General features: G+C 64.5%; 21 protein-coding genes. 14 read left to right on the top strand and 7 right to left on the bottom strand.

What is annotated here, in order from left to right; translation table 11 throughout:
• The first annotated feature begins 52 nt into the window (after positions 1 to 52).
• The 3 genes from METLW4_RS27920 to METLW4_RS0118715 all read left to right on the top strand — a co-directional run bounded on the left by METLW4_RS27920 (position 53) and on the right by METLW4_RS0118715 (position 4,603).
• Positions 53 to 1,159 (top strand): hypothetical protein, encoded by a 1,107-nt coding sequence (locus tag METLW4_RS27920; RefSeq protein WP_157235246.1) that lies wholly within the window; start codon positions 53 to 55, stop codon positions 1,157 to 1,159.
• Positions 1,160 to 2,063: 904 nt separating this feature from the next.
• A complete protein-coding gene (locus tag METLW4_RS0118720; RefSeq protein WP_026191624.1) occupies positions 2,064 to 3,740 on the top strand; it encodes an electron transfer flavoprotein-ubiquinone oxidoreductase in 1,677 nt (558 codons plus the stop codon).
• 71 nt (positions 3,741 to 3,811) lie between these two features.
• Positions 3,812 to 4,603, top strand: coding sequence for a YdcF family protein (locus METLW4_RS0118715; RefSeq protein WP_018267766.1), 792 nt, complete (start codon positions 3,812 to 3,814; stop codon positions 4,601 to 4,603).
• Between the two features lie 17 nt (positions 4,604 to 4,620).
• Here METLW4_RS0118715 and METLW4_RS25365 read toward each other — a convergent pair whose 3' ends face one another.
• A complete protein-coding gene (locus METLW4_RS25365; RefSeq protein ID WP_018267765.1) occupies positions 4,621 to 5,469 on the bottom strand; it encodes a response regulator transcription factor in 849 nt (282 codons plus the stop codon).
• 736 nt (positions 5,470 to 6,205) lie between these two features.
• On the opposite strand from METLW4_RS25365, the gene METLW4_RS0118700 reads away from it, so the two are divergent.
• Entirely contained in the window at positions 6,206 to 6,607 is a 402-nt protein-coding gene (locus METLW4_RS0118700) for a DUF1190 domain-containing protein (protein WP_157235244.1), read from the top strand.
• A gap of 6 nt (positions 6,608 to 6,613) precedes the next feature.
• Here the strand turns inward: METLW4_RS0118700 and METLW4_RS25360 are convergent, their stop codons facing one another.
• Positions 6,614 to 7,504 carry a DUF3108 domain-containing protein gene (locus tag METLW4_RS25360; RefSeq protein ID WP_018267762.1) on the bottom strand — a complete coding sequence of 297 codons (891 nt, stop codon included), beginning with the start codon at positions 7,502 to 7,504 and terminating at the stop codon, positions 6,614 to 6,616.
• A 98-nt stretch (positions 7,505 to 7,602) separates the two neighbouring features.
• A complete protein-coding gene (locus METLW4_RS0118690) occupies positions 7,603 to 8,019 on the bottom strand; it encodes a hypothetical protein (protein WP_026191623.1) in 417 nt (138 codons plus the stop codon).
• Between the two features lie 118 nt (positions 8,020 to 8,137).
• Here METLW4_RS0118690 and sseA point away from each other — a divergent pair, with 118 nt between their 5' ends.
• From sseA to glnA, 4 genes are all read left to right on the top strand, one after another.
• A complete protein-coding gene (gene sseA / locus METLW4_RS0118685; RefSeq protein WP_018267760.1) occupies positions 8,138 to 9,007 on the top strand; it encodes a 3-mercaptopyruvate sulfurtransferase in 870 nt (289 codons plus the stop codon).
• A 320-nt stretch (positions 9,008 to 9,327) separates the two neighbouring features.
• Positions 9,328 to 10,347, top strand: a complete 1,020-nt coding sequence (locus METLW4_RS0118680) for a glutamine synthetase beta-grasp domain-containing protein (RefSeq protein WP_018267759.1) — start codon at positions 9,328 to 9,330, stop codon at positions 10,345 to 10,347.
• A 283-nt stretch (positions 10,348 to 10,630) separates the two neighbouring features.
• Positions 10,631 to 10,969, top strand: a complete 339-nt coding sequence (locus METLW4_RS0118670) for a P-II family nitrogen regulator (protein ID WP_018267758.1) — start codon at positions 10,631 to 10,633, stop codon at positions 10,967 to 10,969.
• A 99-nt stretch (positions 10,970 to 11,068) separates the two neighbouring features.
• Positions 11,069 to 12,478 carry a type I glutamate--ammonia ligase gene (gene glnA / locus METLW4_RS0118665; protein WP_018267757.1) on the top strand — a complete coding sequence of 470 codons (1,410 nt, stop codon included), beginning with the start codon at positions 11,069 to 11,071 and terminating at the stop codon, positions 12,476 to 12,478.
• 104 nt (positions 12,479 to 12,582) lie between these two features.
• Here the strand turns inward: glnA and prfB are convergent.
• The 3 genes from prfB to METLW4_RS0118645 all read right to left on the bottom strand — a co-directional run bounded on the left by prfB (position 12,583) and on the right by METLW4_RS0118645 (position 17,274).
• Positions 12,583 to 13,714 (bottom strand): peptide chain release factor 2 gene (gene prfB, locus METLW4_RS0118660; protein ID WP_157235242.1). Its coding sequence is split into 2 segments (ribosomal slippage): positions 12,583 to 13,644 and positions 13,646 to 13,714, totalling 1,131 coding nucleotides; the frame shifts between segments, so codons are not numbered across the junction.
• A gap of 195 nt (positions 13,715 to 13,909) precedes the next feature.
• Complete coding sequence (locus tag METLW4_RS0118650; RefSeq protein ID WP_018267754.1) at positions 13,910 to 14,845, bottom strand: outer membrane beta-barrel protein; 936 nt, start codon at positions 14,843 to 14,845, stop codon at positions 13,910 to 13,912.
• A 305-nt stretch (positions 14,846 to 15,150) separates the two neighbouring features.
• Positions 15,151 to 17,274, bottom strand: coding sequence for a S9 family peptidase (locus METLW4_RS0118645; protein ID WP_018267753.1), 2,124 nt, complete (start codon positions 17,272 to 17,274; stop codon positions 15,151 to 15,153).
• A gap of 311 nt (positions 17,275 to 17,585) precedes the next feature.
• Between METLW4_RS0118645 and METLW4_RS0118640 the strand changes: the two genes are divergently transcribed.
• The 4 genes from METLW4_RS0118640 to METLW4_RS0118625 are packed head-to-tail and all read left to right on the top strand — an operon-like array spanning position 17,586 to position 22,017.
• Positions 17,586 to 18,683: a formylmethanofuran dehydrogenase gene (locus METLW4_RS0118640; RefSeq protein WP_018267752.1), complete on the top strand. Its 1,098-nt coding sequence runs from the start codon at positions 17,586 to 17,588 to the stop codon at positions 18,681 to 18,683.
• Entirely contained in the window at positions 18,677 to 20,311 is a 1,635-nt protein-coding gene (locus METLW4_RS0118635) for a formylmethanofuran dehydrogenase subunit A (RefSeq protein ID WP_018267751.1), read from the top strand. Before METLW4_RS0118640 ends, METLW4_RS0118635 begins: the two co-directional genes overlap by 7 nt.
• Positions 20,299 to 21,204: a formylmethanofuran--tetrahydromethanopterin N-formyltransferase gene (fhcD, locus tag METLW4_RS0118630; RefSeq protein ID WP_018267750.1), complete on the top strand. Its 906-nt coding sequence runs from the start codon at positions 20,299 to 20,301 to the stop codon at positions 21,202 to 21,204. Before METLW4_RS0118635 ends, fhcD begins: the two co-directional genes overlap by 13 nt.
• Positions 21,205 to 22,017: a formylmethanofuran dehydrogenase subunit C gene (locus METLW4_RS0118625; RefSeq protein WP_018267749.1), complete on the top strand. Its 813-nt coding sequence runs from the start codon at positions 21,205 to 21,207 to the stop codon at positions 22,015 to 22,017.
• Between the two features lie 38 nt (positions 22,018 to 22,055).
• Here METLW4_RS0118625 and METLW4_RS25350 read toward each other — a convergent pair whose 3' ends face one another.
• Entirely contained in the window at positions 22,056 to 22,538 is a 483-nt protein-coding gene (locus METLW4_RS25350; RefSeq protein WP_018267748.1) for a MarR family winged helix-turn-helix transcriptional regulator, read from the bottom strand.
• Between the two features lie 84 nt (positions 22,539 to 22,622).
• Here METLW4_RS25350 and METLW4_RS0118615 point away from each other — a divergent pair, with 84 nt between their 5' ends.
• A complete protein-coding gene (locus tag METLW4_RS0118615) occupies positions 22,623 to 23,018 on the top strand; it encodes an ester cyclase (RefSeq protein WP_018267747.1) in 396 nt (131 codons plus the stop codon).
• A 178-nt stretch (positions 23,019 to 23,196) separates the two neighbouring features.
• Positions 23,197 to 23,394 (top strand): pyrroloquinoline quinone precursor peptide PqqA, encoded by a 198-nt coding sequence (gene pqqA, locus METLW4_RS28375; protein ID WP_198290198.1) that lies wholly within the window; start codon positions 23,197 to 23,199, stop codon positions 23,392 to 23,394.
• Positions 23,395 to 23,519: the final 125 nt, after the last annotated feature.

Raw genomic sequence — 23,519 nt, 5'->3', positions numbered from 1 at the left:
GTGGGCTAACGCGCCGGAAGTAGACGTCTTGCAAAGTAGGAATACTACCTCAATGTTCGACAAAGAGAAAAAGGACGATTCTGCCTCTGTTACAAAAGCGGTCAGGGAGGAGCTTGACCGAGAGAATAAATATTTTGATTTTGCCAAGAAGCAAATTGAGGATGACAGGAAATTTTATAACCATCTTTACAAATATGCCTCTCTATTTATCACACTTATGGTTGCGATAGTTAGTTATTCGCAGTTTTCATCCATCAGCCAGATGAGGAGCGACATAAAATCGTCCGTAGAGTCAGCACGAACTGACATGAAAATATCTTTTGATACTGCACGAAATGAAATGAAAGGCTCTGTCGAACTCGCCCTGACGGAGGTAAGGTCGGAAATAAAACAACGGCTAAATAAAGAATTCGAGAGCGAAAAAATTGCTGCTCTTATTTATAATACTGTGAAAGAGCGGACAGAGAAGGAGCTTTCTTCTATAATTATAGAGGAGACACGCGCTCAAGTTACTGCCGCCATTAAATTAGAAGATGACAATGTCAAAAACCTTATCGAAGAACGGACAAATAAGCTAATTGACGATATACAGCCAATCATAAAAGATGAGATTTTTAAAAGAGCTGATGAAACTGTAAAGGCAGCAACTAATGAAATAACTACAAAAATAGATGATATAAATCAAATAACTAAACTATCTAACAAAGTATTGCTGGCCCGCGCTGATGATAGAGATGCGTTTAATTACCTTGTTAATATCGCAGAAGGGCGAGTTCAAGAGGCCAGCAACCGCGAACTTCAAAAAATTGCTGACGCCAATGCCATGATGGTCGTTTCGCAAACTGAGGGCGGGCTGCACCTTACAAGAACATTTAAAGAGAAACAAACGCCTGAATCTATAAAAAAATTCATGAATAGTGATTTAACCTGGGATAGAGAGGCCGCTATAGATAATTATCCACAAGACGATAAAACAATAGTCCCGGACCTGGTTCGAATATCCTTAAACGATCCAAGTATAAATGTCGCATATAAGGCGACATCGAAGATCAACGCGCTGACTGGCAATTCTTTTCATTTTTGGAGAACTGAGGAAATTTCGGATTGGTGGGGAAAAAATAAAGAAACCTACGAAGCCAAGATCCCAAAAACCCCGTGACCCCTAGCCGTTACGTGCGCACCAGGATACCCAACAGCTTCAGAGGTCGAAATTCGAGCGGGCGCGCTCCCGCCATCCAATTCACTCAGTTCCCCGGCAATCGCCGCCTCCCGGCAAATACAATCCCCTCATCCTGAGGCGCTTTTTGCGGAACGCAAAAAGCCTCGAAGGATGATCCAGGGCGCGCTCCGACGCTTCGAGACGCCCGCTTCGCGGGCTCCTCAGCGTGAGTGGGCTGTTGTGGCATGCGTGCGAGGCGATCGACGGGAAGCCGCGGCACAGATCGCGAGCTCCTGCCGCCGTCATGGCCGGGCTCGTCCCGGCCATCCACGCCGAGCCGCTGCGAAAACGAAGGAATGCGCCCGCTATCGACGGACTCCTCCCACGGCGGGCGCCGCAGGAGCTTCGAGGTCACGCCAAACGTCTATGACGCTTCGGCGTCCTGGCGTGGATGGCCGGGACGAGCCCGGCCATGACGGCGCGAGGGCGTGGGGAAGGATAAGGAGGCTCGCGCATCTCCTTCTCCCGCTTGCGGGAGAAGGTGACCCGGCCAAAGGGCATCCGAGAGGACGCCCGTCGCAAGCGACGGGCTTTTGGCCGGGTCGGATGAGGGTCCGTGCGGATGAGCCGTTTCGAATTCGATTAGCGGCCTGCGGCAGGGGCCCTCATCCGACCCTCGCTGACGCGAGGGCCACCTTCTCCCACGCGTGGGAGAAGGGAGCGCTCCGAGATTCAGCCCGGGCGACTCCCGCAGCGAAAAACTTGCCCCGAATCCATGGCCCAGGGGTTTCCTCTTTCGAAAAAACGTGAAATCGCTCTCATTCCAAATTCGCCGACGCGAGGGCCTTCCCCTCGCGCCTCGAACTGCGCCCGAAAGGGATCGCGCCCGGAAATGGGAAAGACGATGGCTGAGACAGAAGAATTGCCCCCGCGCGAAGCTATGGATTACGACGTCGTGATCGTCGGAGCCGGCCCGGCCGGCCTCTCCGCCGCGATCCGCCTCAAGCAGATTTCGCCCGATCTCTCGGTCGTCGTCATCGAGAAGGGCTCGGAGCCCGGCGCGCATATTCTCTCCGGCGCGGTCATCGATCCCATCGGCCTCGACCGCCTGCTGCCGGACTGGCGCGGCCGCGACGACGCGCCGCTGAAGACCAAAGTGACCAGCGACGACATGTTCTGGCTGACGCCGACGGGCGCTGTCACCATCCCGCATGTCATCAATCCCAAGCTCTTGAGCAATGAGGGCAAGTTCATCGGCTCGCTCGCCAGCGTCGTGCGCTTTCTGGCGCAGGAGGCGGAAGGGCTGGGCGTCGAGATCTATCCGGGCTTCGCCGGCGCCGAGCTGCTCTATGGCGAAAAGGGCGAGGTGCTGGGCGTCGCCACGGGCGATATGGGCGTCGGCCGCGACGGCGCGCCCAAGGACAGCTTTACGCGCGGCATGGAGCTGCGCGGCAAATATACGCTGATCGCGGAAGGCGCGCGCGGCTCGCTGGCCAAGCAGCTGCTGAAGAAATACGCGCTCGACGCCAATAGCGAGCCGCAGAAGTTCAGCATCGGCCTCAAGGAGCTGTGGCGCATCCCCAAGGAGAAGCACCGCCCCGGCCATATGCAGCATTCGGTCGGCTGGCCGCTCACCGACGACACCGGCGGCGGCTCCTTCCTCTATCATTTCGACGAGGACCTCGTTTCGGTCGGCTTCGTCGTCTATCTCAACTATTCCAATCCGACGCTCTCGCCCTTCGACGAGTTCCAGCGCTTCAAGGCGCATCCCGCCATCGCGCCGGTGCTGGAAGGCGGACAGCGCCTCGCCTATGGCGCGCGCGCGCTGACCTCGGGCGGCTGGCAGAGCGTGCCGAAGCTGACCTTCCCCGGCGGCGCGCTGATCGGCTGCTCGGCCGGCTTCATGAATGTCCCGCGCATAAAGGGCTCGCATAACGCCGTGCTGTCCGGCATTCTCGCCGCCGATCATGTGGCGGCGGCGCTGGCGGAAGGCCGCGCGCATGACGAGGTGACGGCCTATGACGCCGCCTGGCGCACGAGCGACATCGGCAAGGATTTGAAGCCGGTCCGCAATGTGAAGCCGCTGCTCTCCAAATTCGGCACCAAGCTCGGCATTGCGCTCGGCGGCTTCGACATGTGGACGAATGAGCTGTTCGGCTTCTCGATCTTCGGCACGCTGAAGCATGGCAAGCCCGATTACGCCTGCCTGAAGCCGCTCTCGCAGGTGACGCCGATCGTCTATCCCAAGCTCACCAGCAAAGTGGTGTTCGACAAGCTCTCCTCCGTGTTCGTCTCCAACACGAACCATGAGGAAGACCAGCCCTGCCATCTGACGCTGCGCGATCCGTCGATCCCGATCGAGAAGAATCTGCCGCTCTATGGCGAGCCGGCGCGGCTCTATTGTCCGGCGGGCGTCTATGAGGTGGTCTATGCGGAGGAGGCGACGAAGAGCGATCCGCGCTTCGTCATCAACGCGCAGAATTGCGTGCACTGCAAGACTTGCGACATCAAGGACCCGGCGCAGAACATAAATTGGGTTCCGCCGGAGGGCGGCGGCGGGCCGAATTACCCGAATATGTGAGGCGCGGAGCCATCGCGACCCGGCGCGCGCGACGAGGCGCGCGCCGTTTCCTCCAGACTATTCGAGCGACAATGTTTTTCATCCTGTCCAAGATCGGCGAATTCTTCGTCGAGCCGTTGCATATCGCCCTTTCCATCGTCGCCCTCGGCGTGGCGCTCTGCTTCACCCGCTTCGCCGCCAAGGGGCGCATTGTCGCGGCGCTCGGCGTGGCGACGCTGCTGCTGCTGTGCTTCACCTCGCTCGGCGATCTGATGCTCTATCCGCTGGAGAACCGTTTTCCGCAGGTCGCCGAGGACGCGCCGGCGCCGGATGGTATCGTCGTGCTCGGCGGCGCGATCGACGAGAAGCTGAGCCAGGCGCGCGGCGGCGCGGCGCTGACCGAGGCCGGCGAGCGCGTGACCGCCATGGTCGAGCTGGCGCGCCGCTATCCTGCGGCCAAGCTGCTCTTCGCCGGCGGCTCCGGCCGGCTGTTCGAGGCCGCCGGCTCCGAGGCGGAGATCGTCGGGCGGCTGCTTCCGAAGCTCGGCGTCGAGCCGGGGCGCCTCATCCTCGAGGACCGCTCGCGCAATACATGGGAAAACGCCGTCAATGCGCTGGCGCTGGCGCGGCCGGCGCCCGGCGAGCGCTGGCTGCTCGTGACCTCGGCGAGCCATATGCCGCGCTCGATGGGGATTTTCCGCCGCGTCGGCTTCCCCGTCGTCGCCTATCCGGTCAATTATCACACGGGCCTGCGCCTGCCGATCGGCCTGCGCTCGCACGCGCCCGACCAGCTGAAGCTCATCGACACGGCGACGCATGAATGGGTCGGCCTCGTCGCCTATCGGCTGACCGGCAAGACCGACGCGCTGTTTCCCGCGCCCTGAGAGGCGGGGAGGCGGGCCTAATCGCGCGAGGCTTTCTTGCCGCGGGCGCCCGCCGACTCGGCGCGGCCGCCCGGCGTCGCCGCGGTCCAGGAGCCGTGCTTCATCTCCAGGAACAGCGCGATGGCCTGGGCGCGATTGCGCACCTCGAGCTTCTCGAACAAATTGCGCAAGTGGAATTTGATCGTGTTGATCGAGACGCCGAAATCCTTGGCGAGCTGATTGTTGGTGTGGCCGGAACCGAGCGCCGACAGCAGGCTACGCTCGCGCAGAGTGAGATTCTCCAGCGGATCGGCGCGCATCTTGCGGATGTCGACGAAGGGAAACACCATGTCGCCGGCCGCCACGGAGGCGAGCACGTCGAGCAGACGCTCCGGCGGGGCGCGCTTGCTGACGAAGCCGGCGCCGCCCAATTGCAGCGTCTCCGCCGGCGCGGCGGGATCATTGGTGCCGCTATAGACGACGATCTTCGGCGCGGAGGGCTGGCGCGACAAGGCGCGCAACACTTCCCGCGCATGCAGCGTCGGCAATTGCCAGCCGATGATGGCGATCTGAAAGCGCTGCAGCTTGGCGGCGTCGAGAAACTCCTCGCCGTCCGTGACCTTCAGCACGAGATTGAAGCGGCGGTCGTCGGCGAGCAGCGCCTCGAGCCCGGCCAGGATCAGCGGACTCTTGTCGGCGATGGCGACGTCGATCGGAAAGGTCGCGCCGCCCTCGTCGCGGTCCTCGCCGGAGCGATCGGCCTTATGGCGCGGAGCCGAAGGCCCGCCCTCGGCCGCGGCCTGCATGGCGGAGGCGCGGAGCGGAACGGGACGCCCGACGGCGCGCGGTCGCTCATCTCCGAGCTTCGTCGAAGACGTCGAGGCCATGGACCACTCCAAGGAACCACTCCAGGTTGAAATATGCCGCCGACGCAGCCGGTCTGCGCTCGGGCGGCGAAGCCCCCCGAGTGGGTAGGCCGGACTATATAACCAGCGGCTTCCATTGGAAAGCCTCGGCGCGCGTTTCACGCTGCGTCAAAGCCGCCGAATTTGGAAGATATGCGCAAAAAGAAGCGGCGCATCGGACAGGCCGATGCGCCGCATCATATCCGTAGCCGGTTCTGAAGCGTCAGTCGCTCAGGACCCAGCGCGCAGCGAAATAAGCGGCGGCGCCGACCGCGATGATCGCGATCATGCCCACCGGGGTCGCCGCATAGCTCGTCAGCTCGAGAATTGCTCCCATAACGCTTCCTCCTCCTTTAACGCCCGACTTCGTTCAGGCTGCCAGCAAAGCCACGATATCACCCATGGTAGGCGAAGTCTCGCCTCTACGTGCGATACGTTTTGGTGGATATCGTCGCCGGCTCGAATTCCGAGAACGTCGCGAATGCTGGCTGCAACTCGTGACGCGCCGACGTTATTCGCGCCCGGCGCTGTTCTCCTCGAACGGCCGAACGAAGCCGCGATCCACGCTCGCAGCATGACGGTCGCAATTATTGTAGCCTTAAAGGCTTGTCAAGATGCGGCGCCCGCCCCACGCCGCCGGATGGGGCTTGCGGAGACCCGCGCGGCGCGGCTAATGAAGCTGCGGCTCGACGAAGAAAAAGAAAGAAAGCCGACGCGCATGGCACGCCCCTCCTTCGCCTTCATCGCCGTCGCCGGCATAGCGACGCTCGCCGGCTCCGTCTGGTTCTTCGGCTACCGGCGCACGCCCGCCTGCACGGGCGACGGCCGCTATATGTCCACCGTCCAGCAATGCCGCGCCTATGGGCTGGACGCCGCGCTCTGCGCCAATGCGGTGGAGAAAGCCCGTGAGCTGGCGGCGAAGGCCGCGCCCCGTGCGGATACGTCCTTCGATTGCGAGGTGCGCTTCTCGGAATGTTTCGCGGGCGCGGATGGGCGCTTCACGCCCGCTCCCTCCTTCTGCCTCGCGCCGGGATCGGCGGAGCCCAAGGAGGTGCGCTATCTCGAATATGAATCCGACCGCCTGAACCGCAAGAAGACGCGCGAGATCCGCATCGACTGAGCGCGCCTATTGTTCGGCCGTCGATCGCTCCGGGGCCGCTCTCTCCGCCGCCTGGCGACGGCCGCCGCCGAGGTGGAATTCCGCCGGCTCGACGGTCAGCATGCCGACATTGGTGCGCAGCGCCATGCGATAGGGCACCACCGCATGCGCCGTCGGCAGAGGCGCGAGCCAGACGGTGATGTCGCTGTTCTCCGCCATGAAGCGCGTGGAGGCGCTGTCCGGCCTGTGGCCGGCGATCGGACGATAGCGCGCCGCGCAGACCGACACCGGGCCGGAATAGCCCTGCGTCTCCACATTGCGCATCTCGACGAAGGAGAGCGTCACATCGAAGCGGGTGACGCCGTCGAAGACCGGAATGGTGCGATTGCAGGCGGAGGGGCCGACCAGCGGCTCGCTGGCCGGGACGCTCATGATGAGGGCGCTCACCGGATCGGTGATATGGGACTTGTTGCTCTCCGTCACCGGAATGCGGACCGGCAGGTCCCAGGGCGTCGGATCGACATGCACGGCGCGCACGGAATTGCCGGCGAGCGACATGCGGACAGTGCGCGTCTCATAGGTGTTGGAGGTGGTGTTGGCGTAGCTCGTCGGCGCCAGCCCCTCGCTCGACAGCGCGCCGGAGGCGGTGGCCGCGCCGCGCGTGTCGTTGACGAGAGAGGCGAGGCCGGTGGTGCGCATCGAAATATCGATGCGGTAGCTGCGTCCCTCGATGACGCCATTGGCCGAGGCGTGGCCGATGGAGAGGCCGAGCAGGCTCAGCGCGAAATTCGCCTTGAGCGTCTCCGCCCCACAGGGCGTGGCGACGGCGAGCGCGGCGAGCGCCACGAGCCCCGGAAAGGCGAGCGCCTCGGCCCTGCCGCGTCCGGCCCCGCCCTTGACGGATGAGAGAAACGCCATTCGAAGACCTGCGATCGATCGAATCAGTCCTGGCCACGATGGGCCAGCCGCGGGCGCTTGTCGATGCTCGGGGAGCGCCGGAGGACGCCGGGCTCGTCTCAAGCCCATTCCTGCCAGCTGCCGTCGGCGAATATGCGCCATGCGCGCAGACCTGCCTTGGCGACCACGATGCGACCGGCCTTCGCCTCGCTCACGAGATGCTTGAATACGAGAGGATTGCGCCAGGAAAACGGCTTTTCGGGGTCGCAGACCGCATGATATTCGTCGCTGTCCGGGTCGTCCATCAGCAGCGTGCCGACCTTGTCCGGCCGCAGCTGCGCGCCCAGCGAGCGCTCCTCCTTCCAAAGGCAATGATAATCGCGGCACACGTCCGGGCGCGTGGCGTAGACGGCGCAGCCATTGGTCTGCGTGCAGTGCGGGCACCAGACGCCGGCCTTCTTGGGGAACTCCTCGATCTCCAGCACCTTGCAGCAGAAGGCGCAGGGACCGCAGGCCTTGCCTGGAATCTCGAGCATGGTCTCGATTTCGGCCTTTTCGGCGATTTTGGAAGCGAATCGATTCTGATACATTGCTACAACGATCGCCGCGCCGACGCCATCACGCGCGCGAGCCGCGGATCGACGGGAGAATCGCATGACGACGGCCGCTCCGAACATCGATCCCGAGACGCTGCTGGTCTCCACGCAATGGCTCGCCGACCATCTCCATGCGCCGGACGTCATCGTCTTCGACGCCTCCTGGCACATGCCGGCCGCCGGCCGCGACCCGCGCGCCGAATTTGTCGACGCGCATATTCCCGGCGCCGTCTTCTTCGACATAGACGCCATAGCGGATCATTCGACCGATCTGCCGCATATGCTGCCGGACCCGGTCGCCTTCTCCTCGGCGGCGCGCAAGCTCGGCCTCGGCGACGGCATGCGCGCTGTAGTCTATGACAGCCTCGGCCTGTTCTCGGCGCCGCGCCTTTGGTGGACCTTGCGCGTCTTCGGCCTCACCGACGTCTCCATCCTCGACGGCGGCCTGCCGGCCTGGAAGGCGGAAGGGCGTCCGCTGGAGCAGGGCGAGAGCCAGCGGCCCTCGCGGCATTTCACCGCGCGCATGGACCATGCGCTGGTCGCCGACGCCGCCGATGTGTCGCGCGCCCTGGCCGACGGCTCGGCGCAGGTCGTCGACGTGCGCTCGGCCGAGCGTTTCGCGGGCGCCGTTCCCGAGCCGCGCCCCGGCCTGCGCTCCGGCCACATGCCCGGCGCGCTCAACCTGCCCTTCGGCAATCTCATCGCCGATGGCCGGCTGAAAGCCCCCGCCGCTCTGGACGAAATATTCGCGGCGGCGAAGATCGACCCCGCGCGGCCGGTGATCGCCAGCTGCGGCTCCGGCCTCACCGCCTCGATTCTGAGCTTCGCGCTGGCCGCGGCGGGACGCCGGCCCGCCACCGTCTATGACGGCTCCTGGTCCGAATGGGGCGCGCGGGCGGAGCTGCCGGTCGTCGGCGCCGCCGGCTGAAGCGGCGCCTGCTAAAAAACAAGGCGGCAAAATGCTTTAGATAGCGGCGCCTCGGCCATGGCCGGGCGCTGCGCCCTGCCTTCCCGGATCATGCGGGATCACGCAAGCCGACGGCGATTTGTCACAAAAACAATAAAATATCGAAAAAGGCGCGCATGGCCGCGCCTTCCTCCTCCTAGAGGCGCCTGCGATCCAGGCTCCGCCGGGCTTTGGCATGAGCCGTGCTGAGCAGGCCGGGCCGTCGACGGTTTCGGCTCATCCGCCGACGAGTCGAACGGCGCCGCGTCGAGCGTCGATCAAGGGTAAGGAGGCGAATAAAAATGCCCAAGTACAAGCTCGAATATCTCTGGCTCGACGGCTACACGCCCGTGCCGAATCTCCGGGGCAAAACCCAGATCAAAGAATTCGACAGCTTCCCGACATTGGAGCAGCTCCCGCTGTGGGGCTTCGACGGCAGCTCGACCAAGCAGGCGGAAGGAAGAAGCTCGGACTGCGTTCTGAAGCCGGTCTCCGTCTTCCCCGACATCACCCGCACCAATGGCGCGCTGGTGATGTGCGAGGTGATGATGCCCGACGGCGTGACGCCGCATGCGTCCAACGCCCGCGCCACCATCCTCGACGATCCGGGCGCCTGGTTCGGCTTCGAGCAGGAGTATTTCTTCTATAAGAACGGCCGTCCGCTCGGCTTCCCCGAGGCGGGCTTCCCGGCTCCGCAGGGTCCCTATTACACCGGCGTCGGCTTCAAGAATGTCGGCGAGATCGCGCGCCAGATCGTCGAGGAGCATCTCGACATCTGTCTCGCCGCCGGCATCAACCACGAAGGCATCAACGCCGAGGTGGCCAAGGGCCAGTGGGAATTCCAGATCTTCGGCAAGGGCTCCCGCAAGGCGGCCGACGAGATGTGGGTGGCGCGCTACATTCTGCTGCGCCTCGCCGAGAAATACGGCATCGACATCGAGTTCCACTGCAAGCCGCTGGGCGCCACCGATTGGAACGGCTCGGGCATGCACGCCAATTTCTCGACGACCTATCTGCGCGAGGTGGGCGGCAAGGCCTATTTCGAGCAGCTGATGGGCGCGTTCGAGAAAGCCAAGGACGATCACATCGCCGTCTATGGCCCGGACAATCATATGCGTCTGACCGGCCTGCACGAGACGGCGTCGATCCACACCTTCAGCTGGGGCGTGGCGGATCGCGGCGCGTCGATCCGCGTGCCGCACAGCTTCATCAAGAACGACTATAAGGGCTATCTGGAAGATCGCCGCCCGAACTCGCAAGGCGACCCCTACCAGATCGCCTCGCAGATACTGAAGACCATCTCCACCGTCCCCACACGCTGAGGATGCGGCGCTCGGCTTCGCAAAAGCGGCGAAGCCGGCGCCGAGACGATGGAGACCCTCGCCACGAAGCGCGAGCTTCGTCCGAGGCTTCCCTCGCCGGAGCAGATAACGCGAATGCGCCGATCGCAGGCCCCGCCCACAAAATGGGCGCGGCTCGCGGTTGGCTGCATGAATTTTATTCGTAGAACATTTTTGCAGCAAATGCTATGAGCCCCGTCGGTTCCTCGGCCGGATCGGACTCGAGTTTCGGCGCGAGGGACATGAGCGATGCGGGGAAAGGTGAATGAAAAAAATCGAGGCGATCATCAAACCCTTCAAGCTCGATGAAGTAAAAGAAGCGCTGCAAGGCGCCGGCCTGCAAGGCATTACTGTCACCGAGGCGAAAGGTTTCGGTCGCCAGAAGGGGCATACGGAGCTCTACCGCGGCGCGGAATATGTGGTCGATTTTCTTCCCAAGGTGAAAATCGAGATCGTGCTCGCCGACGATGCGGTGGACCGCGCCGTCGAAGCCATTCGCAAAGCCGCGCAAACCGGACGCATCGGCGACGGAAAAATCTTCGTTTCGAATGTCGAAGGCGCCGTCCGCATCCGCACGGGAGAGACCGGCGCGGACGCGATCTGATCCGCGCGGCTCCCGACGCACGCCCCTCCGCCCTGCGGTTTTGCATTCTCGTCTCCCGCGCTGGACTCGATCGTCCACTTCGAACAGAGGCTCCACGAAATGACCACGGCCAAGGACGTTCTCAAGCAGATCGCCGACAACGACGTAAAATATGTGGATTTCCGTTTCACGGATCCGCGCGGCAAGTGGCAGCACGTCACCTTCGACGTGTCGATCGTCGATGAGGACGCGCTGAACGAAGGCATCATGTTCGACGGCTCCTCGATCGCCGGCTGGAAGGCGATCAACGAGTCGGATATGACTCTCCTGCCCGATCTCGGCACGGTCACGCACGACCCCTTCTTCGCCGCCTCCACGCTGTCCATCGTCTGCGACGTCGTCGAGCCCACCACCGGCCAGCCCTACAACCGCGACCCGCGCGGCATCGCCAAAAAGGCGCAGGCCTATCTGCAGTCGACCGGAATCGGCGACACCTCCTTCTTCGGTCCCGAGGCCGAATTCTTCGTCTTCGACGACGTGCGCTTCTCGACCGACCCCTACAACACCGGCTTCACCGTCGACTCCGTCGAGCTGCCCACCAATTCCGACACCGCTTATGAGGGCGGCAATCTCGGCCATCGCGTGCGCACCAAGGGCGGCTATTTCCCGGTTCCGCCGATCGACTCCGCCCAGGACATGCGCGGCGAGATGCTGGCGGCCATGGCGTCCATGGGCGTCGCCGTCGAGAAGCACCATCACGAGGTCGCTTCCGCGCAGCATGAGCTCGGCCTGAAGTTCGCGACGCTGGTCCAGGTCGCCGACCATCTGCAGATCTACAAATACGCCATTCATCAGGTGGCGCATTCCTACGGCAAGACGGCGACCTTCATGCCGAAGCCGGTCTATGGCGACAATGGCTCGGGCATGCACGTCCACCAGTCGATCTGGAAGGAAGGCAAGCCGGTGTTCGCGGGCGACAAATACGCCGGCCTCTCCCAGGAGTGCCTGTGGTATATCGGCGGCATCATCAAGCACGCCAAGGCGCTGAACGCCTTCACCAACCCGTCGACGAACTCCTATAAGCGCCTGGTTCCGGGCTTCGAGGCTCCGGTGCTGCTCGCCTATTCGTCGCGCAACCGCTCGGCCTCCTGCCGCATCCCCTTCGCGACCAGCCCGAAGGCGAAGCGCGTCGAGGTTCGCTTCCCCGATCCGACGGCCAATCCCTATCTCGCCTTCTCGGCCATGCTGATGGCCGGCCTCGACGGCATCGCCAACAAGATCGATCCGGGCGCGCCGTCCGACAAGGACCTCTACGACCTGCCGCCGGAGGAGCTGAAGGCGATCCCGACGGTCTGCGGCTCGCTGCGCGAGGCCCTCGACAGCCTGAAGGCCGACCACGCCTTCCTGACGGCCGGCGGCGTCTTCAACGAGGACTTCATCCACGCCTACATCGACCTGAAGTATCAGGACGTCTATCGCTTCGAGATGACGCCTCACCCGGTCGAGTACGACATGTATTATTCCTACTGATCGCTCCGCGATCGCGTAGAAACGAAAGGGCGGCCGAGAGGCCGCCCTTTTTGTTTGTCCTCAGCGATTGGGCGAGGACGAAACCTCGCCCAATCGCCGAAAGATTACTCGACGTCGTCAACCTTCTCCGGCCCGCCGCCGAGCACGCGCTGGGCGAGCGAGGCCTGCATGAAATCGTCGAGCTCGCCGTCCAGCACCTCGTCCGGCGTGCCGGAGGTGTGGCCGGTGCGCAAATCCTTCACCAGCTGATAGGGCTGCAGCACATAGCTGCGAATCTGATGGCCCCAGCCGATATCGGATTTCGACGCCTCGACGGCGTTGGCCTCCGCCTCGCGCTTTTCCAGCTCCACCTCATAGAGTCGGGCGCGCAGCATGTTCCACGCGGTGGCGCGGTTCTTGTGCTGCGAGCGCTCCGCCTGACAGGCGACGACGATGCCGGACGGAATATGGGTGATGCGAATGGCCGAGTCCGTCGTGTTGACGTGCTGGCCGCCCGCGCCGGACGATCGATAGGTGTCGATGCGACAGTCCGATTCGTTGACCTGAATGTCGATCTTGTCATCGATGACCGGATAGACCCAGACCGAGGCGAAGCTCGTGTGCCGCCGCGCATTGGAGTCGAAAGGCGAGATGCGCACGAGGCGATGCACGCCCGATTCGGTCTTGGCCCAGCCATGGGCGTTCATGCCCTTGACCAGCAGAGTGGCCGATTTGATGCCGGCCTCGTCGCCGGCGGTCTCCTCGATCACCTCGACCTTGAACTTCTTGCGCTCCGCCCAGCGCGCGTACATGCGGAACAGCATGCGCGCCCAGTCGCAGCTCTCGGTGCCGCCGGCGCCCGAATGCACCTCGATGAAAGTGTCATTGCCGTCGGCCTCGCCCGAGAACAGCGCCTCGATCTGGCGCTCGCGCGATTCCTTCAGCAGCGCCACGAGCTGCGCTATGCCTTCCTTCTCGGTGTCGGCGTCATTCTCGGCCTCGCCGAGCTCGACGAGGGTGATGGCGTCGTCGAGGTCGCGCTCGAGACGCGCGATGGAGGAGAGCTGATCCTCGAGCTGGGTGCGCTCGCGCATGATCTTCTGCGCGGATTCGGCGTCGTTCCAGAGATCGGGGTCCTCGACCCTGGCGTTCAGCTCGGCGAGACGTCGCGTTGAAGTCTCGACGTCAAAGATGCCTCCTCAGCAGTCCCATGGACTGCTCGATCTGTTCTTTCAGCGCAAGCGGCTCGGCGCGCATGTGTCTCTTCCCTTTGGGCTCAGGGCCGGCGGCCCGAGGCCGGAGGTATTAGAGCAAGACGCGCAAAAGATGAAGCCCCGCCGCCGCGCGCTCCGAAGCTCTAGCGTTGGGCGAGAGCGAGCCTGAAGGCTCGCGGTCCAGATTCGCGCTTGGACCGCGAGCCTTCAGGCTCGCTCTCGATAATGACGCAGATCGCTAGTATTTCGCGACCACGGGCGGCGGGTCGACCCAGCCGAAATGATAATCGACGCCGAATCGCGCTATGGCGCCGTCATATTTCACGCGCGTCGTCGCTATGTTGAGAATGGCGATCGAGCCCGGCGCCTCCGGGTTGATGACAGCGCTCGGCGAGGTCGAGAGCGTCGCCGCGCCGAGATCGTAATAGAGCCCTTCGACCTTCAGGCTCCAGCGCGGCGCGAACATCCATTCGAAGCCGCCGCCCGCGATCCAGCCCGTGCGCGTGTCGCTGTAATTGCCCCAATTGGGCGTCACCGGATTGTCGGGATGGCCGATCGGGTCCAGCGGATGCCAATGGGCGCCATAGGTGAAGACATTGGCGAAGCCGCCGCCATAGGCGAGGCCGCCCGTCCCATAGACCAGCAGGCTGGGCGCGACGACATAGCCCAGCCTGCCGCGCAAGGAGCCGAGCCAGGAGAGCCCGGCGCGCGTGCTCGCCACGCCCGTCTGCAGATGCAGCAGATCATGCTCGTCCACCGCGCCGGCGAAGCCCTGCGAGGAGCCGGAGCCGCGGATGATGGCGCCGTCTATGTCGGTCTCGACGCCGAGCAGAATATTGGGCGACCAGAGATGATTGTAGCCGAGCTGCGCGCCGCCGAGAAAGCCGCTCTGCTCGAGGCGCGCCAGGCCGGTGACATAGGGCGAGGAGAAGCCGAAGGGCATGCCGAGCGCGCCAGCGGCCCAATCATAGATCGAGGTTCCGAATGTCGGAACGTCATTGGAGCCGCCGAAACCCCAGCCCGCGTTGAGCCCCACATAGGCGCCGCCCCATAGCGGCGGCGGAAGCGGAACGACGACGGCGGGCGCGACGATTTTCGCGAGAGCCGCCTCTTCCGCATACGCCGCGACAACGCCGGACAAAATGCAGGCGAAAGTCGCCGCGAGCCTCTTCATCGACAGCCCCCATGATCGCGCGAGCCGATTCGCGCTTATCGAGGAACTGTGCTGAGCCGACGAGACTCGAACAATTTGCGGCGATCACGGAGCGCGCGCTCCGGCTGAATGGTTCGGCGCGGTATTTGCCGCCTTCCTTCTCCCCGCTCGCGGGGAGAAGGTGAGGATGAGGGGCTCGGGGCGTTTTCCGTTTGTGGCTCACGCCCCGAGCCCCTCACCCCGGCCCTCTCCCCGCTCGCGGGGAGAGGGAGAACAGCGCCGAACCAATACGCCGGAAGCCGAATGCCGCGCTCCTCGCGCTCATGTCACACGCCCGCCTTGCCCGCGCAGGCGAGCGCGAAGGCCCATTCCAGCGCGACTTCCTCGAGCCGCTCGAAACGGCCCGAAGCGCCCGCATGGCCGGCTTCCATATTGGTGCGCAGCAGAACGGGACCGCCGTCGGCCATGCGCTCGCGCAGGCGCGCCACCCATTTCAGCGGCTCCCAATAGGTCACGCGCGGATCGGTGAGGCCAGCGAGCGCGAGAATCGCCGGATAGGTCTTCGCGCCGACATTGTCATAGGGCGAATAGGAGGCGAGCCGATCATAGGCGACGACGTCGGCGATCGGATTGCCCCATTCCTCCCATTCGGGCGGCGTCAGCGGCAGATCGTCGCGCAGCATGGTGGTCAGCACGTCGACGAAAGGAACGCCGGCGATGATTCCCGAAAACAGCTCCGGCGCCTGATTGGCGATCGCGCCCATCAGCATGCCGCCGGCGCTGGCGCCTTGCGCGACGATTCCGCCCTCGCGCGCATAGCCCGTCGCGACGAGATGGCGCGCCACAGTGATGAAATCGGAGAATGTGTTGGGCTTGTGCTCGAGCTTGCCCTTCTCGTACCAGCTCCAGCCCTTGTCCGTGCCGCCGCGCGTATGGGCGAGCGCATAGACGAAGCCGCGATCGACCAGCGACAACGCGTGAGGATCGAAGCTCGCGGACAGAGGATGCCCATAGGCGCCATAGCCATAGAGCAGAGTGGGCGCGCCGGCGCCGGGCGTAAAATCGGCGCGATGCAGCAGAGTGACAGGAACCTCCGCGCCATCGTCGGCGCGCGCGAAGAAGCGGCGCGTCACATAGTTCTTCGGATCATGACCGGAAGGGATTTCCTCTCGCTTCAGCAGCGTGCGGGCGCGCGTGCGCATGTCGTAATCATAGGTCTCCTCCGGCGTCGTCATGGAGGAATAGGTGAAGCGCAGCGTGTCCGTATCGAATTCGAGGCCGGGCAGAAGATAAAGGGCGTAAGCCTCCTCGTCGAAGGCGATGGCGTGCTCCTCGCCGCTCTCGATCGCGCGAATGAAAATGCGCGGCAGGCCATTGGCGCGCTCCACCCAGACGAGATGACGCGCATAGACCGTGCCGATGACGATGAGCCGTCCCGCCACATGCGGAACCACAGGGCGCCAATCGGCGCGCGTCGTGGTGGTCAATGGCGCGCGAAAAATCGCGAAATCCTCGGCGCCGTCGGCGTTGGAGCGGATGTAGAGATCGTCGCCATGGGGCTCGACGTCATAGCGCAATTTGGGCTCGCGCTTGGCGACGAGGCGCGGCTTTGCGTTTTTGTCGCGCAGATCGACGAGATGGCATTCGCTAGCGTCATGGCCGCGAATGGCGACGATGGCGAAGCGCCCGCAACGGCTGCGATCGAGCGAGACGAACCAGGCGGGATCGCGCTCCTCGACGATCAGCGCGTCGCTCGCGGGATCGGCGCCGATATCATGGCGGAAGACCTGCGCCGTGCGGTGATTCTCGTCGACGCGCACATAATAGAAGCTCTCGGAATCGGCGCTCCAGACGAGCGAGCCGTCTGTATGCGGGACGACATCCGCGCGGTCCTTGCCGTCGGAGAGCGCGCGCGTGCGGATCGAATAATATTCCGAGCCCTTGTCGTCCACGCTCCAGGCGAGCTGCGCATGATCGGGTGAATGATCGATCTCGCCTATGTCGAAGAAATGTTCCTCGCCCGCCTCCTCGTCGCCGTCGAAGAGGATCGTCTCCGCGCCGCCGTCGCGCTTCGTGCGGCAATAGAGCGCATGCTCGCCGCCCTCGCGATAGCGCTCGAAATAGGCGAAAGCGCCGTCCGGCCACGGCGGCTCGCTGTCGTCCTCCTTTATGCGGCCGCGCAGCTCCGCCTGCAGCGTCTCGCGCAGCTTCGAAAGCGGGGCGAGGACTTGCCCGCAATAGGCGTTCTCGGCTCGCACCAGCGCGGCTATGTCCTCCGGCAGCGTGGCGGGGTCGCTCAGCACATCGCGCCAATTGTCGGCTGCGAGCCAAGCGTAAGGGTCGTCGAGAACGCGGCCATGGGTCACGCGCCGGCTCTCCCGCTTCTCGGCGGTCGGCGGGGTCGCGCCGGCAAGGGCGAAGGCTTTTGATGTGTCGGCGGATGCCGCCATTGGCTGACTCCTCGCTCGGGGGCGTCATTGCGAGCGGAGCGAAGCAATCCAGAGTCCGGCCTGCGACTCTGGATTGCTTCGCCTGCGGCTCGCAATGACGCCGGCCGGTTTGTCGGGCCTCGACCCAGTGAATAGAATTGGGGCGCTACGATGTCTCGACTTCCTGCGCCGTGGCTGATAGGCATAGCGCGCGACGCAGGCTCCGGCGAGGGGCCGCGCCGCTCTTGCCTTCGCTTTCGGCCGTCGCGCCGGGAGCGGACAAAAAATGCCTGGGCGCAAACCCGGGCGTGGTGGAAACATCGGTTGGGGCAATGAGCAACGCGACGCTCGACGGCAAATCCATTTCTTCCGAAGACGCCTACGAAAAAGCGGCCAAAATCCTGCAAGCCGCGAATTTCCCCCTTGTCGCCGGTCTCGGCGCCGATGTGGCGGGAGCAAAGGCCGCGATCCTGCTGGCCGAGCGGCTGAGAGGCGCTTTCGATCATCTCGCCTCGCGCGATTCGCTGGCCGACCTCGAGGTCGTCCGCTCCGCGGGGATATTCGTGACGACGCCCAATGAGGCGCGCGTGCGCGCCGACCTCGTGCTGCTGGTCGGTCCGGGGCTCGCGGGCTATTGGCCGGCGATCTTCGATCGCCTCGCGCTCGACAAGGAGACAGTCCACGGCGGCAAGACCAAGCGCCGCGTGCTCTGGGTCGGCCCCAAGCGGGGCGAGGCCAAGATCGAGGGCGTCGAGGTCGAGACCATTCCGGCGACGGAGGCCGAGCTTCCCGGCGTGCTGGCGGCGCTGCGCGCGCGCGTCGGCGGACGGCCCGTGGCGCTTTCGGCGGCCGCGGCCAAAAAGCTCGACGCGGCTGCAGATGCGCTGAAATCGGCGCGTTTCGGCGTCGCCGTCTGGGCGGCGGCCGGGCTCGACACGCTGATGGTGGAAATGCTGCAGGGCATGATCACCGAGCTCAACGCCACGACGCGCTTCACCGGCGTGCCGATCGGCGGCCGCGCCGACGCGACCGGCGTGCTGCAGACCTCCGCCTGGATGACCGGCTTTCCGCCGCGCACGGGCTTTGGCCGCGGCTATCCCGAGCACGACACCTGGCGCTTCGAGGCGAGCCGGCTCGTCGAGAGCGGCGAGGCCGACGCGGCTCTGTGGATTTCCGCCTATGACGGCGAGCCGCCGCCCTGGGAGGCGGCGGATATTCCGCTCATCACGCTCGGACCGCCGGGCTCCGCGCCCAAGCGCGGGCTGTTCATCGCCGTCGGCAAGCCGGGCGAGAATTACGACGCGGTGGAATTCGCGCAGGAGACCAGCTCCATGGTGCTGCGGCGGGCGAGCGCGCCGGCCGAGCTGCCGAGCGTGGCGCAAGCCATCGCCGCCATCAGCGCCAAATTTTCGGAGGACTTGCCGTGCTGATCTGCCTTCGCGGCGGCCATATCGTCGATCCCGTCAATGGCGTGGACGGCGTGGGCGATCTCTATATCGAGGACGGCCGCATCGTCGCGCCGCCCGCCGGCCGGACGCCGGACGTCGAGCATGACGTCAGCGGCCATATCGTCATGGCCGGCGCCATCGACATTCACTCCCATATCGCCGGCGGCGGCGTTAACACCGCCCGCCTGCTGCTGCCGGAGGCGCATCGCGCGCATCGGCCGCGGCCGGCCAACACGCCGCTGTCGACGGCCGGCTGGTCCACCTTCGAGACCGGCCGCCTCTATGCGCAAATGGGCTACACCACGGTTATAGAGCCGGCGGTTTCGCCCCATCACGCGCTGCACGCCCATCTCGAGCTCGCCGATATTCCGATCATCGACAAGGGCTTCCTGACGGTGCTCGGAAACGAGGATTTCCTCCTCTCCGGCTTCCGCGACGGCGCGAGCCAGGATTCGGTGGTCGATTACATCGGCGCCACGCTGGAGGCGACGCGGGCGATCGGCGTCAAATGCGTCAACGCCGGCGGCGTCGACGCCTTCAAGCAGAATGTCCGGCACTTCTCGCTCGACGATGTGGTGCCGGAATATGGGCTCTCGTCTCGCGAGATATTCCAGACCCTGCAGCGGGCGGTGAACGCCACCAAGATCCGCCATCCGCTGCATCTGCACATGAACAATCTCGGCCTCGCCGGCAACATAGAGACGGCGGTGGCGACGATCGAGGCCTCGCAGGGCCTGCCGCTGCATCTCGCCCATATTCAATTCTACGCCTATGGGCTCGAGGGCAAGAACGGCTTCTCCTCGGCGGCCGCGCGGCTGGCTGAGACGGTCAACGCCCATAAGAACGTCACGGTGGACGTCGGACAGGTGATGTTCGCCGACATTGTGACGATCTCCTCCGATGTGATGAAGCAGTTCAACAGCCTGCCCGGCGCGCGGCCGAAGAAGGGCGTCATCTTCGACGGCGACTCCAACGGCCTCGGCGTCTCGCCTTATTCCTACCGCGTGTCGGATTTCTACAATGCGGTGCAATGGGCGGCGGGCCTCGAGCTGTTCCTGCTGATCGACGATCCGATGCGGGTGTTCTTCACCACCGACCATCCGAACGGCGCGCCCTTCACCACCTACCCGGAGGTCTTCGCGCTGCTGATGAGCGCCGACAAGCGCGCGCAATATTGCTCGCGCCTGCCGGCCGATGTGCTGGAGCTGACCAATCTCCCGGCGCTGAAGCGCGAATATTCCTTCTATGAGATCGCGACCATGACGCGCGCCGCGCCGCGCAAGCTCTATGGCTTCGAGGATCGCGGCCAATTGGGCGTCGGCTCGGTCGGCGACGTCGCGGTCTACAAGCCGCAGAAGGACAAGGCGGCGATGTTCCGCAGCGCCGCTTATGTCTTCAAGGACGGCAATCTCGTCGTGCGCGACGGCAAGGTCTCGCATTACACCAAGGGAAGGACGCTGCGCGTGCGGCCGGACTACGACCGGGCGATCAACAGCCGCCTCGACAAATATTACGACGGGCTCTACGGCCTGCCGCGCTCCTTGTTCGAGGTGCAGGACGCCGCCCTCCCCAACGCCGACGCCTTTGCGGAGGTCCCATGCCGCAGCTGATCCGCAAGGGAATCCGCATCGACGAGAGCTTCGCCGAGGCCTTTCCGATGACCGGCTCCGGCGTGGTCGTCACCGCGCCGACCCGCAAATGGGCCTTGCAGGCCGCGACCACCATGACCGGCTACGCCACATCGGTCATCGGCTGCGATTGCGAGGCCGGCATCGACCGCGAGCTGTCGACGCGCGAGACGCCGGACGGGCGTCCAGGCGTGCGCGTGCTGCTCTTCGGCTTCTCGCCCAAGAGCGTCGAGAAGGCGCTGGTCAATCGCATCGGCCAATGCGTGCTGACCTGCCCCGGCTCGGCCGTCTTCTCCGCCTTCGACGGCGAGGCGAAGATCAAGGTCGGCGACTCCATGCGCCAATTCGGCGACAAATGGCAGATTTCCAAGGCGATCGACGGCCGCCGCTACTGGCGCGTGCCGGTGATGGACGGCGAGTTCCTGGTGGAATCTTCCGTCGGCCTCACCAAGAAATCGGTCGGCGGCGGCAATCTGCTCATCATGGGCGAGGATTGGGCCAGCACCATGCGTGCGACCGAGGCCGCGGTGGAGGCCGTCCACAAGACGCCCGACGCCATCGCGCCCTTCCCCGGCGGCGTGGTGCGCTCCGGCTCCAAGGTCGGCTCCAAGTATAAGGGCATGGGCGCCTCCACCAATGACGCCTATTGCCCGACGCTGCGCGGCGCCACCAATAGCGCGCTCGACGCCGATATCGGCTGCGTGCTGGAGATCGTCATCGACGGCCTCACCAGCGAGGCGGTCGCGGCGGGGATGCGCGCCGGGCTGAAGGCGATCATCGCGCTCGGCCCCAAGAACGGCGCGAAACGCGTCGGCGCCGGCAATTACGGCGGCAAGCTCGGCCCCTTCCACTATCATCTGAAGGATCTCGTGTAAGTGAAGCCGCTTCTCTTCACGCTGAAAGCCGAGCCCGACCAGCGGCTCGACCTCTCGCCCCTGACGCCCGATCGGCTCGTCGGCCGCTCGGCGAAGGAAATCGAGTCCCTCTCCATCGGCACGACGCGCGAGAGCGTGACGGTCGGCGACATCTTCAAGGTGAAGCTCGGCGACGTCAGCTCGGTGCGCTTCGACGGCGGCTCCGACCGCTTCGATCTGCTCGGCGCCAAGCTGCTGCCGGGCTTCGCCATTCATGTCGAGGGCGATGTCGGCGCGCAGCTCGGCCGCGCCGCCAAGGGCGGGACGATCACGGTCGCCGGCGACGCCGGCCCCTACGCCGCCTCGCAATCGGCCGGCACCAATATCGATATTTACGGCGACGCCGGGGATTTCCTGGGCGCGCCGCTCGCGGGCGAGATTCCCGGCATGTCCGGCGGGCGCGTCGTGGTGCGCGGCAGCGTCGGCGCGCGCGCCGGCGATCGGCTGCGCCGCGGCATTATCATCGTCGAGGGCGACGCGGGCGAGGATCTGGGCTCCCGCGCCATCGCCGGCACGATCATCGTGCTGGGGACGGCCGAGGGCGAGCGCATCGGCTATCTCAACAAGCGCGCGACAATCGTGCTCTCCGAGCAGCGCGAGCTCGGACCGACTTACGTGGATTGCGGCGTGCATAATCTCGGCTTCGCCAAGCTCTTCGCCAAATCGCTGGCGGGAGAGAGCCGCGGCGCCTCGCGCCTGCTCTCCGGCCGTCTGCAGCGCTTCGCTGGCGACACGGCGGTGTTCGGCAAGGGCGAGGTGCTGCTGCCGGCGTGAGCCACGCGCAGCAGCGCCGATACGCCGACGTCGAACCCTCAGCCGCTCGACGAGCGCTCGCGCCCCTGCGCTGTGTCTCGCGTTCGGCCGTCTTCCAGCCCGGACGCGAGCGTCGCGAGCAGCGCCCGCGCCGCGGCGATGTCCTCGATCTGCATTTCAGCGGATAGAGCGTCCATCCACTCGGCTTGCAGCTTCATCACCTCTCGATACGCCGCTGCGCCCTGCGGCGTCGGGCCGAGCAGCTTTGCGCGCGCGTGCTTTGGATTGGGGCTGTAGCGCGCGAATCCGTCCCGCGCCAGCTCATCGCCCAAACGTTGGACGCCCTGCCGGCTCTGCGACAGGCGACGGCCGATGTCCGCTATGGTCGCCGCTCGGTGGACGATGACGCCCATGACCTGCCAACGGGCGGCGGTCAGTCCGAAGGGCGCGGTGAGTCTGTTGCCGAGCTCCGTCAGGCGGCCCGCGGTCAGCAATATCTCCCATACGAGCCCGCTCAGGGCGTCGCCGCGCGACTGAGGCATGATCGATCTCCCTGAACAGCCGAGATATTGACAATATATTGTCAAACTGACAAAAGACAATATATTGTCAATGGAGGGAGCGTCATGACGCCGGCGGAGCTCGTCGAAGGCCTCTATGAGGATTGTCTCAACAAACGTCGGCTGGACCGGCTGGGCGACTATCTGGCGCCGGATTTCATCGGCGCGAATGGCGAAAGCGGCCCGGAGGGTTTCCGGCGGACGATCGAACGCATGGTCACCGCCTTTCCCGACCTTCGATTCGAGATCGAGGATTTGTTCGCGGTCGACGGCAAAGTGTGCCTGCGCTGGCGATTCCGCGCCGCGCAGCTCGGGCCGCTGGCCGGCGTCGCCCCGACGGGCAAAATGGTCGTTCAAGAGCGGATCGCCATCTATCACGCCGGCGACGGCAAGCTCGCCCGGGCATGGCTGCAAGTCGATCGATTGGGTGTTTTGCAGCAGATCGGAGCGGCGACGCTATGACCGCGCCCGCGCGGCGGGAGACCCGATCCGCCTCCCATGGGAGGATTGCCCGACCACAAGCGCGCCGGGCCGCCGCGCCGAATGTCGTTCCTCTCGCAACTTCCATGGGTTGCGACGAAGTCGGGAAGATTTGAAAACACGCTGTCTCAATTTGCCGAATTGCGCGTGGCATAGCTTCATGCTACTCAATCGCCCAGCTCAAACCTGCCAAGCTCATGCGGCCAAGCGCGATTGCAGCGAGAAGCGGGATGAGACATTCGCCTCGAAAGGGCGATTTCTTCGAACGGAGGAGATGAACATGGCATGGACCGCCCCGGTGATCGTCGAAGTCTGCGTCGGCATGGAAATCACCAGCTACGAATCCGCTGAAATCTGAACGGATTTCGCGCTCGCCGTTTCTGTCATGAAGCGGCCGAATTCAGCGAGCCGGTAAGAAGCCCGCTCTCCTCACGGAGGCGACCTTCTTACCGGCTCGTCATTTTTTGCGCGCCAGCGCCTGTC

Source organism: Methylosinus sp. LW4, from assembly GCF_000379125.1.
GTDB lineage: Bacteria > Pseudomonadota > Alphaproteobacteria > Rhizobiales > Beijerinckiaceae > Methylosinus.
This window is presented reverse-complemented; position numbering and strand designations above follow the sequence as displayed.

What these genes read in the sequence shown, in the direction of transcription:
- METLW4_RS27920 (WP_157235246.1), top strand. Translation starts at nt 53, where the DNA reads ATGTTCGACAAAGAGAAAAAGGACGATTCTGCCTCTGTTACAAAAGCG.
- METLW4_RS0118720 (WP_026191624.1), top strand. Translation starts at nt 2,064, where the DNA reads ATGGCTGAGACAGAAGAATTGCCCCCGCGCGAAGCTATGGATTACGAC.
- METLW4_RS0118715 (WP_018267766.1), top strand. Translation starts at nt 3,812, where the DNA reads ATGTTTTTCATCCTGTCCAAGATCGGCGAATTCTTCGTCGAGCCGTTG.
- METLW4_RS25365 (WP_018267765.1), bottom strand. Translation starts at nt 5,469, where the DNA reads ATGGCCTCGACGTCTTCGACGAAGCTCGGAGATGAGCGACCGCGCGCC.
- METLW4_RS0118700 (WP_157235244.1), top strand. Translation starts at nt 6,206, where the DNA reads ATGGCACGCCCCTCCTTCGCCTTCATCGCCGTCGCCGGCATAGCGACG.
- METLW4_RS25360 (WP_018267762.1), bottom strand. Translation starts at nt 7,504, where the DNA reads ATGGCGTTTCTCTCATCCGTCAAGGGCGGGGCCGGACGCGGCAGGGCC.
- METLW4_RS0118690 (WP_026191623.1), bottom strand. Translation starts at nt 8,019, where the DNA reads ATGCTCGAGATTCCAGGCAAGGCCTGCGGTCCCTGCGCCTTCTGCTGC.
- sseA (WP_018267760.1), top strand. Translation starts at nt 8,138, where the DNA reads ATGACGACGGCCGCTCCGAACATCGATCCCGAGACGCTGCTGGTCTCC.
- METLW4_RS0118680 (WP_018267759.1), top strand. Translation starts at nt 9,328, where the DNA reads ATGCCCAAGTACAAGCTCGAATATCTCTGGCTCGACGGCTACACGCCC.
- METLW4_RS0118670 (WP_018267758.1), top strand. Translation starts at nt 10,631, where the DNA reads ATGAAAAAAATCGAGGCGATCATCAAACCCTTCAAGCTCGATGAAGTA.
- glnA (WP_018267757.1), top strand. Translation starts at nt 11,069, where the DNA reads ATGACCACGGCCAAGGACGTTCTCAAGCAGATCGCCGACAACGACGTA.
- METLW4_RS0118650 (WP_018267754.1), bottom strand. Translation starts at nt 14,845, where the DNA reads ATGAAGAGGCTCGCGGCGACTTTCGCCTGCATTTTGTCCGGCGTTGTC.
- METLW4_RS0118645 (WP_018267753.1), bottom strand. Translation starts at nt 17,274, where the DNA reads ATGGCGGCATCCGCCGACACATCAAAAGCCTTCGCCCTTGCCGGCGCG.
- METLW4_RS0118640 (WP_018267752.1), top strand. Translation starts at nt 17,586, where the DNA reads ATGAGCAACGCGACGCTCGACGGCAAATCCATTTCTTCCGAAGACGCC.
- fhcD (WP_018267750.1), top strand. Translation starts at nt 20,299, where the DNA reads ATGCCGCAGCTGATCCGCAAGGGAATCCGCATCGACGAGAGCTTCGCC.
- METLW4_RS25350 (WP_018267748.1), bottom strand. Translation starts at nt 22,538, where the DNA reads ATGCCTCAGTCGCGCGGCGACGCCCTGAGCGGGCTCGTATGGGAGATA.
- METLW4_RS0118615 (WP_018267747.1), top strand. Translation starts at nt 22,623, where the DNA reads ATGACGCCGGCGGAGCTCGTCGAAGGCCTCTATGAGGATTGTCTCAAC.
- pqqA (WP_198290198.1), top strand. Translation starts at nt 23,197, where the DNA reads ATGCTACTCAATCGCCCAGCTCAAACCTGCCAAGCTCATGCGGCCAAG.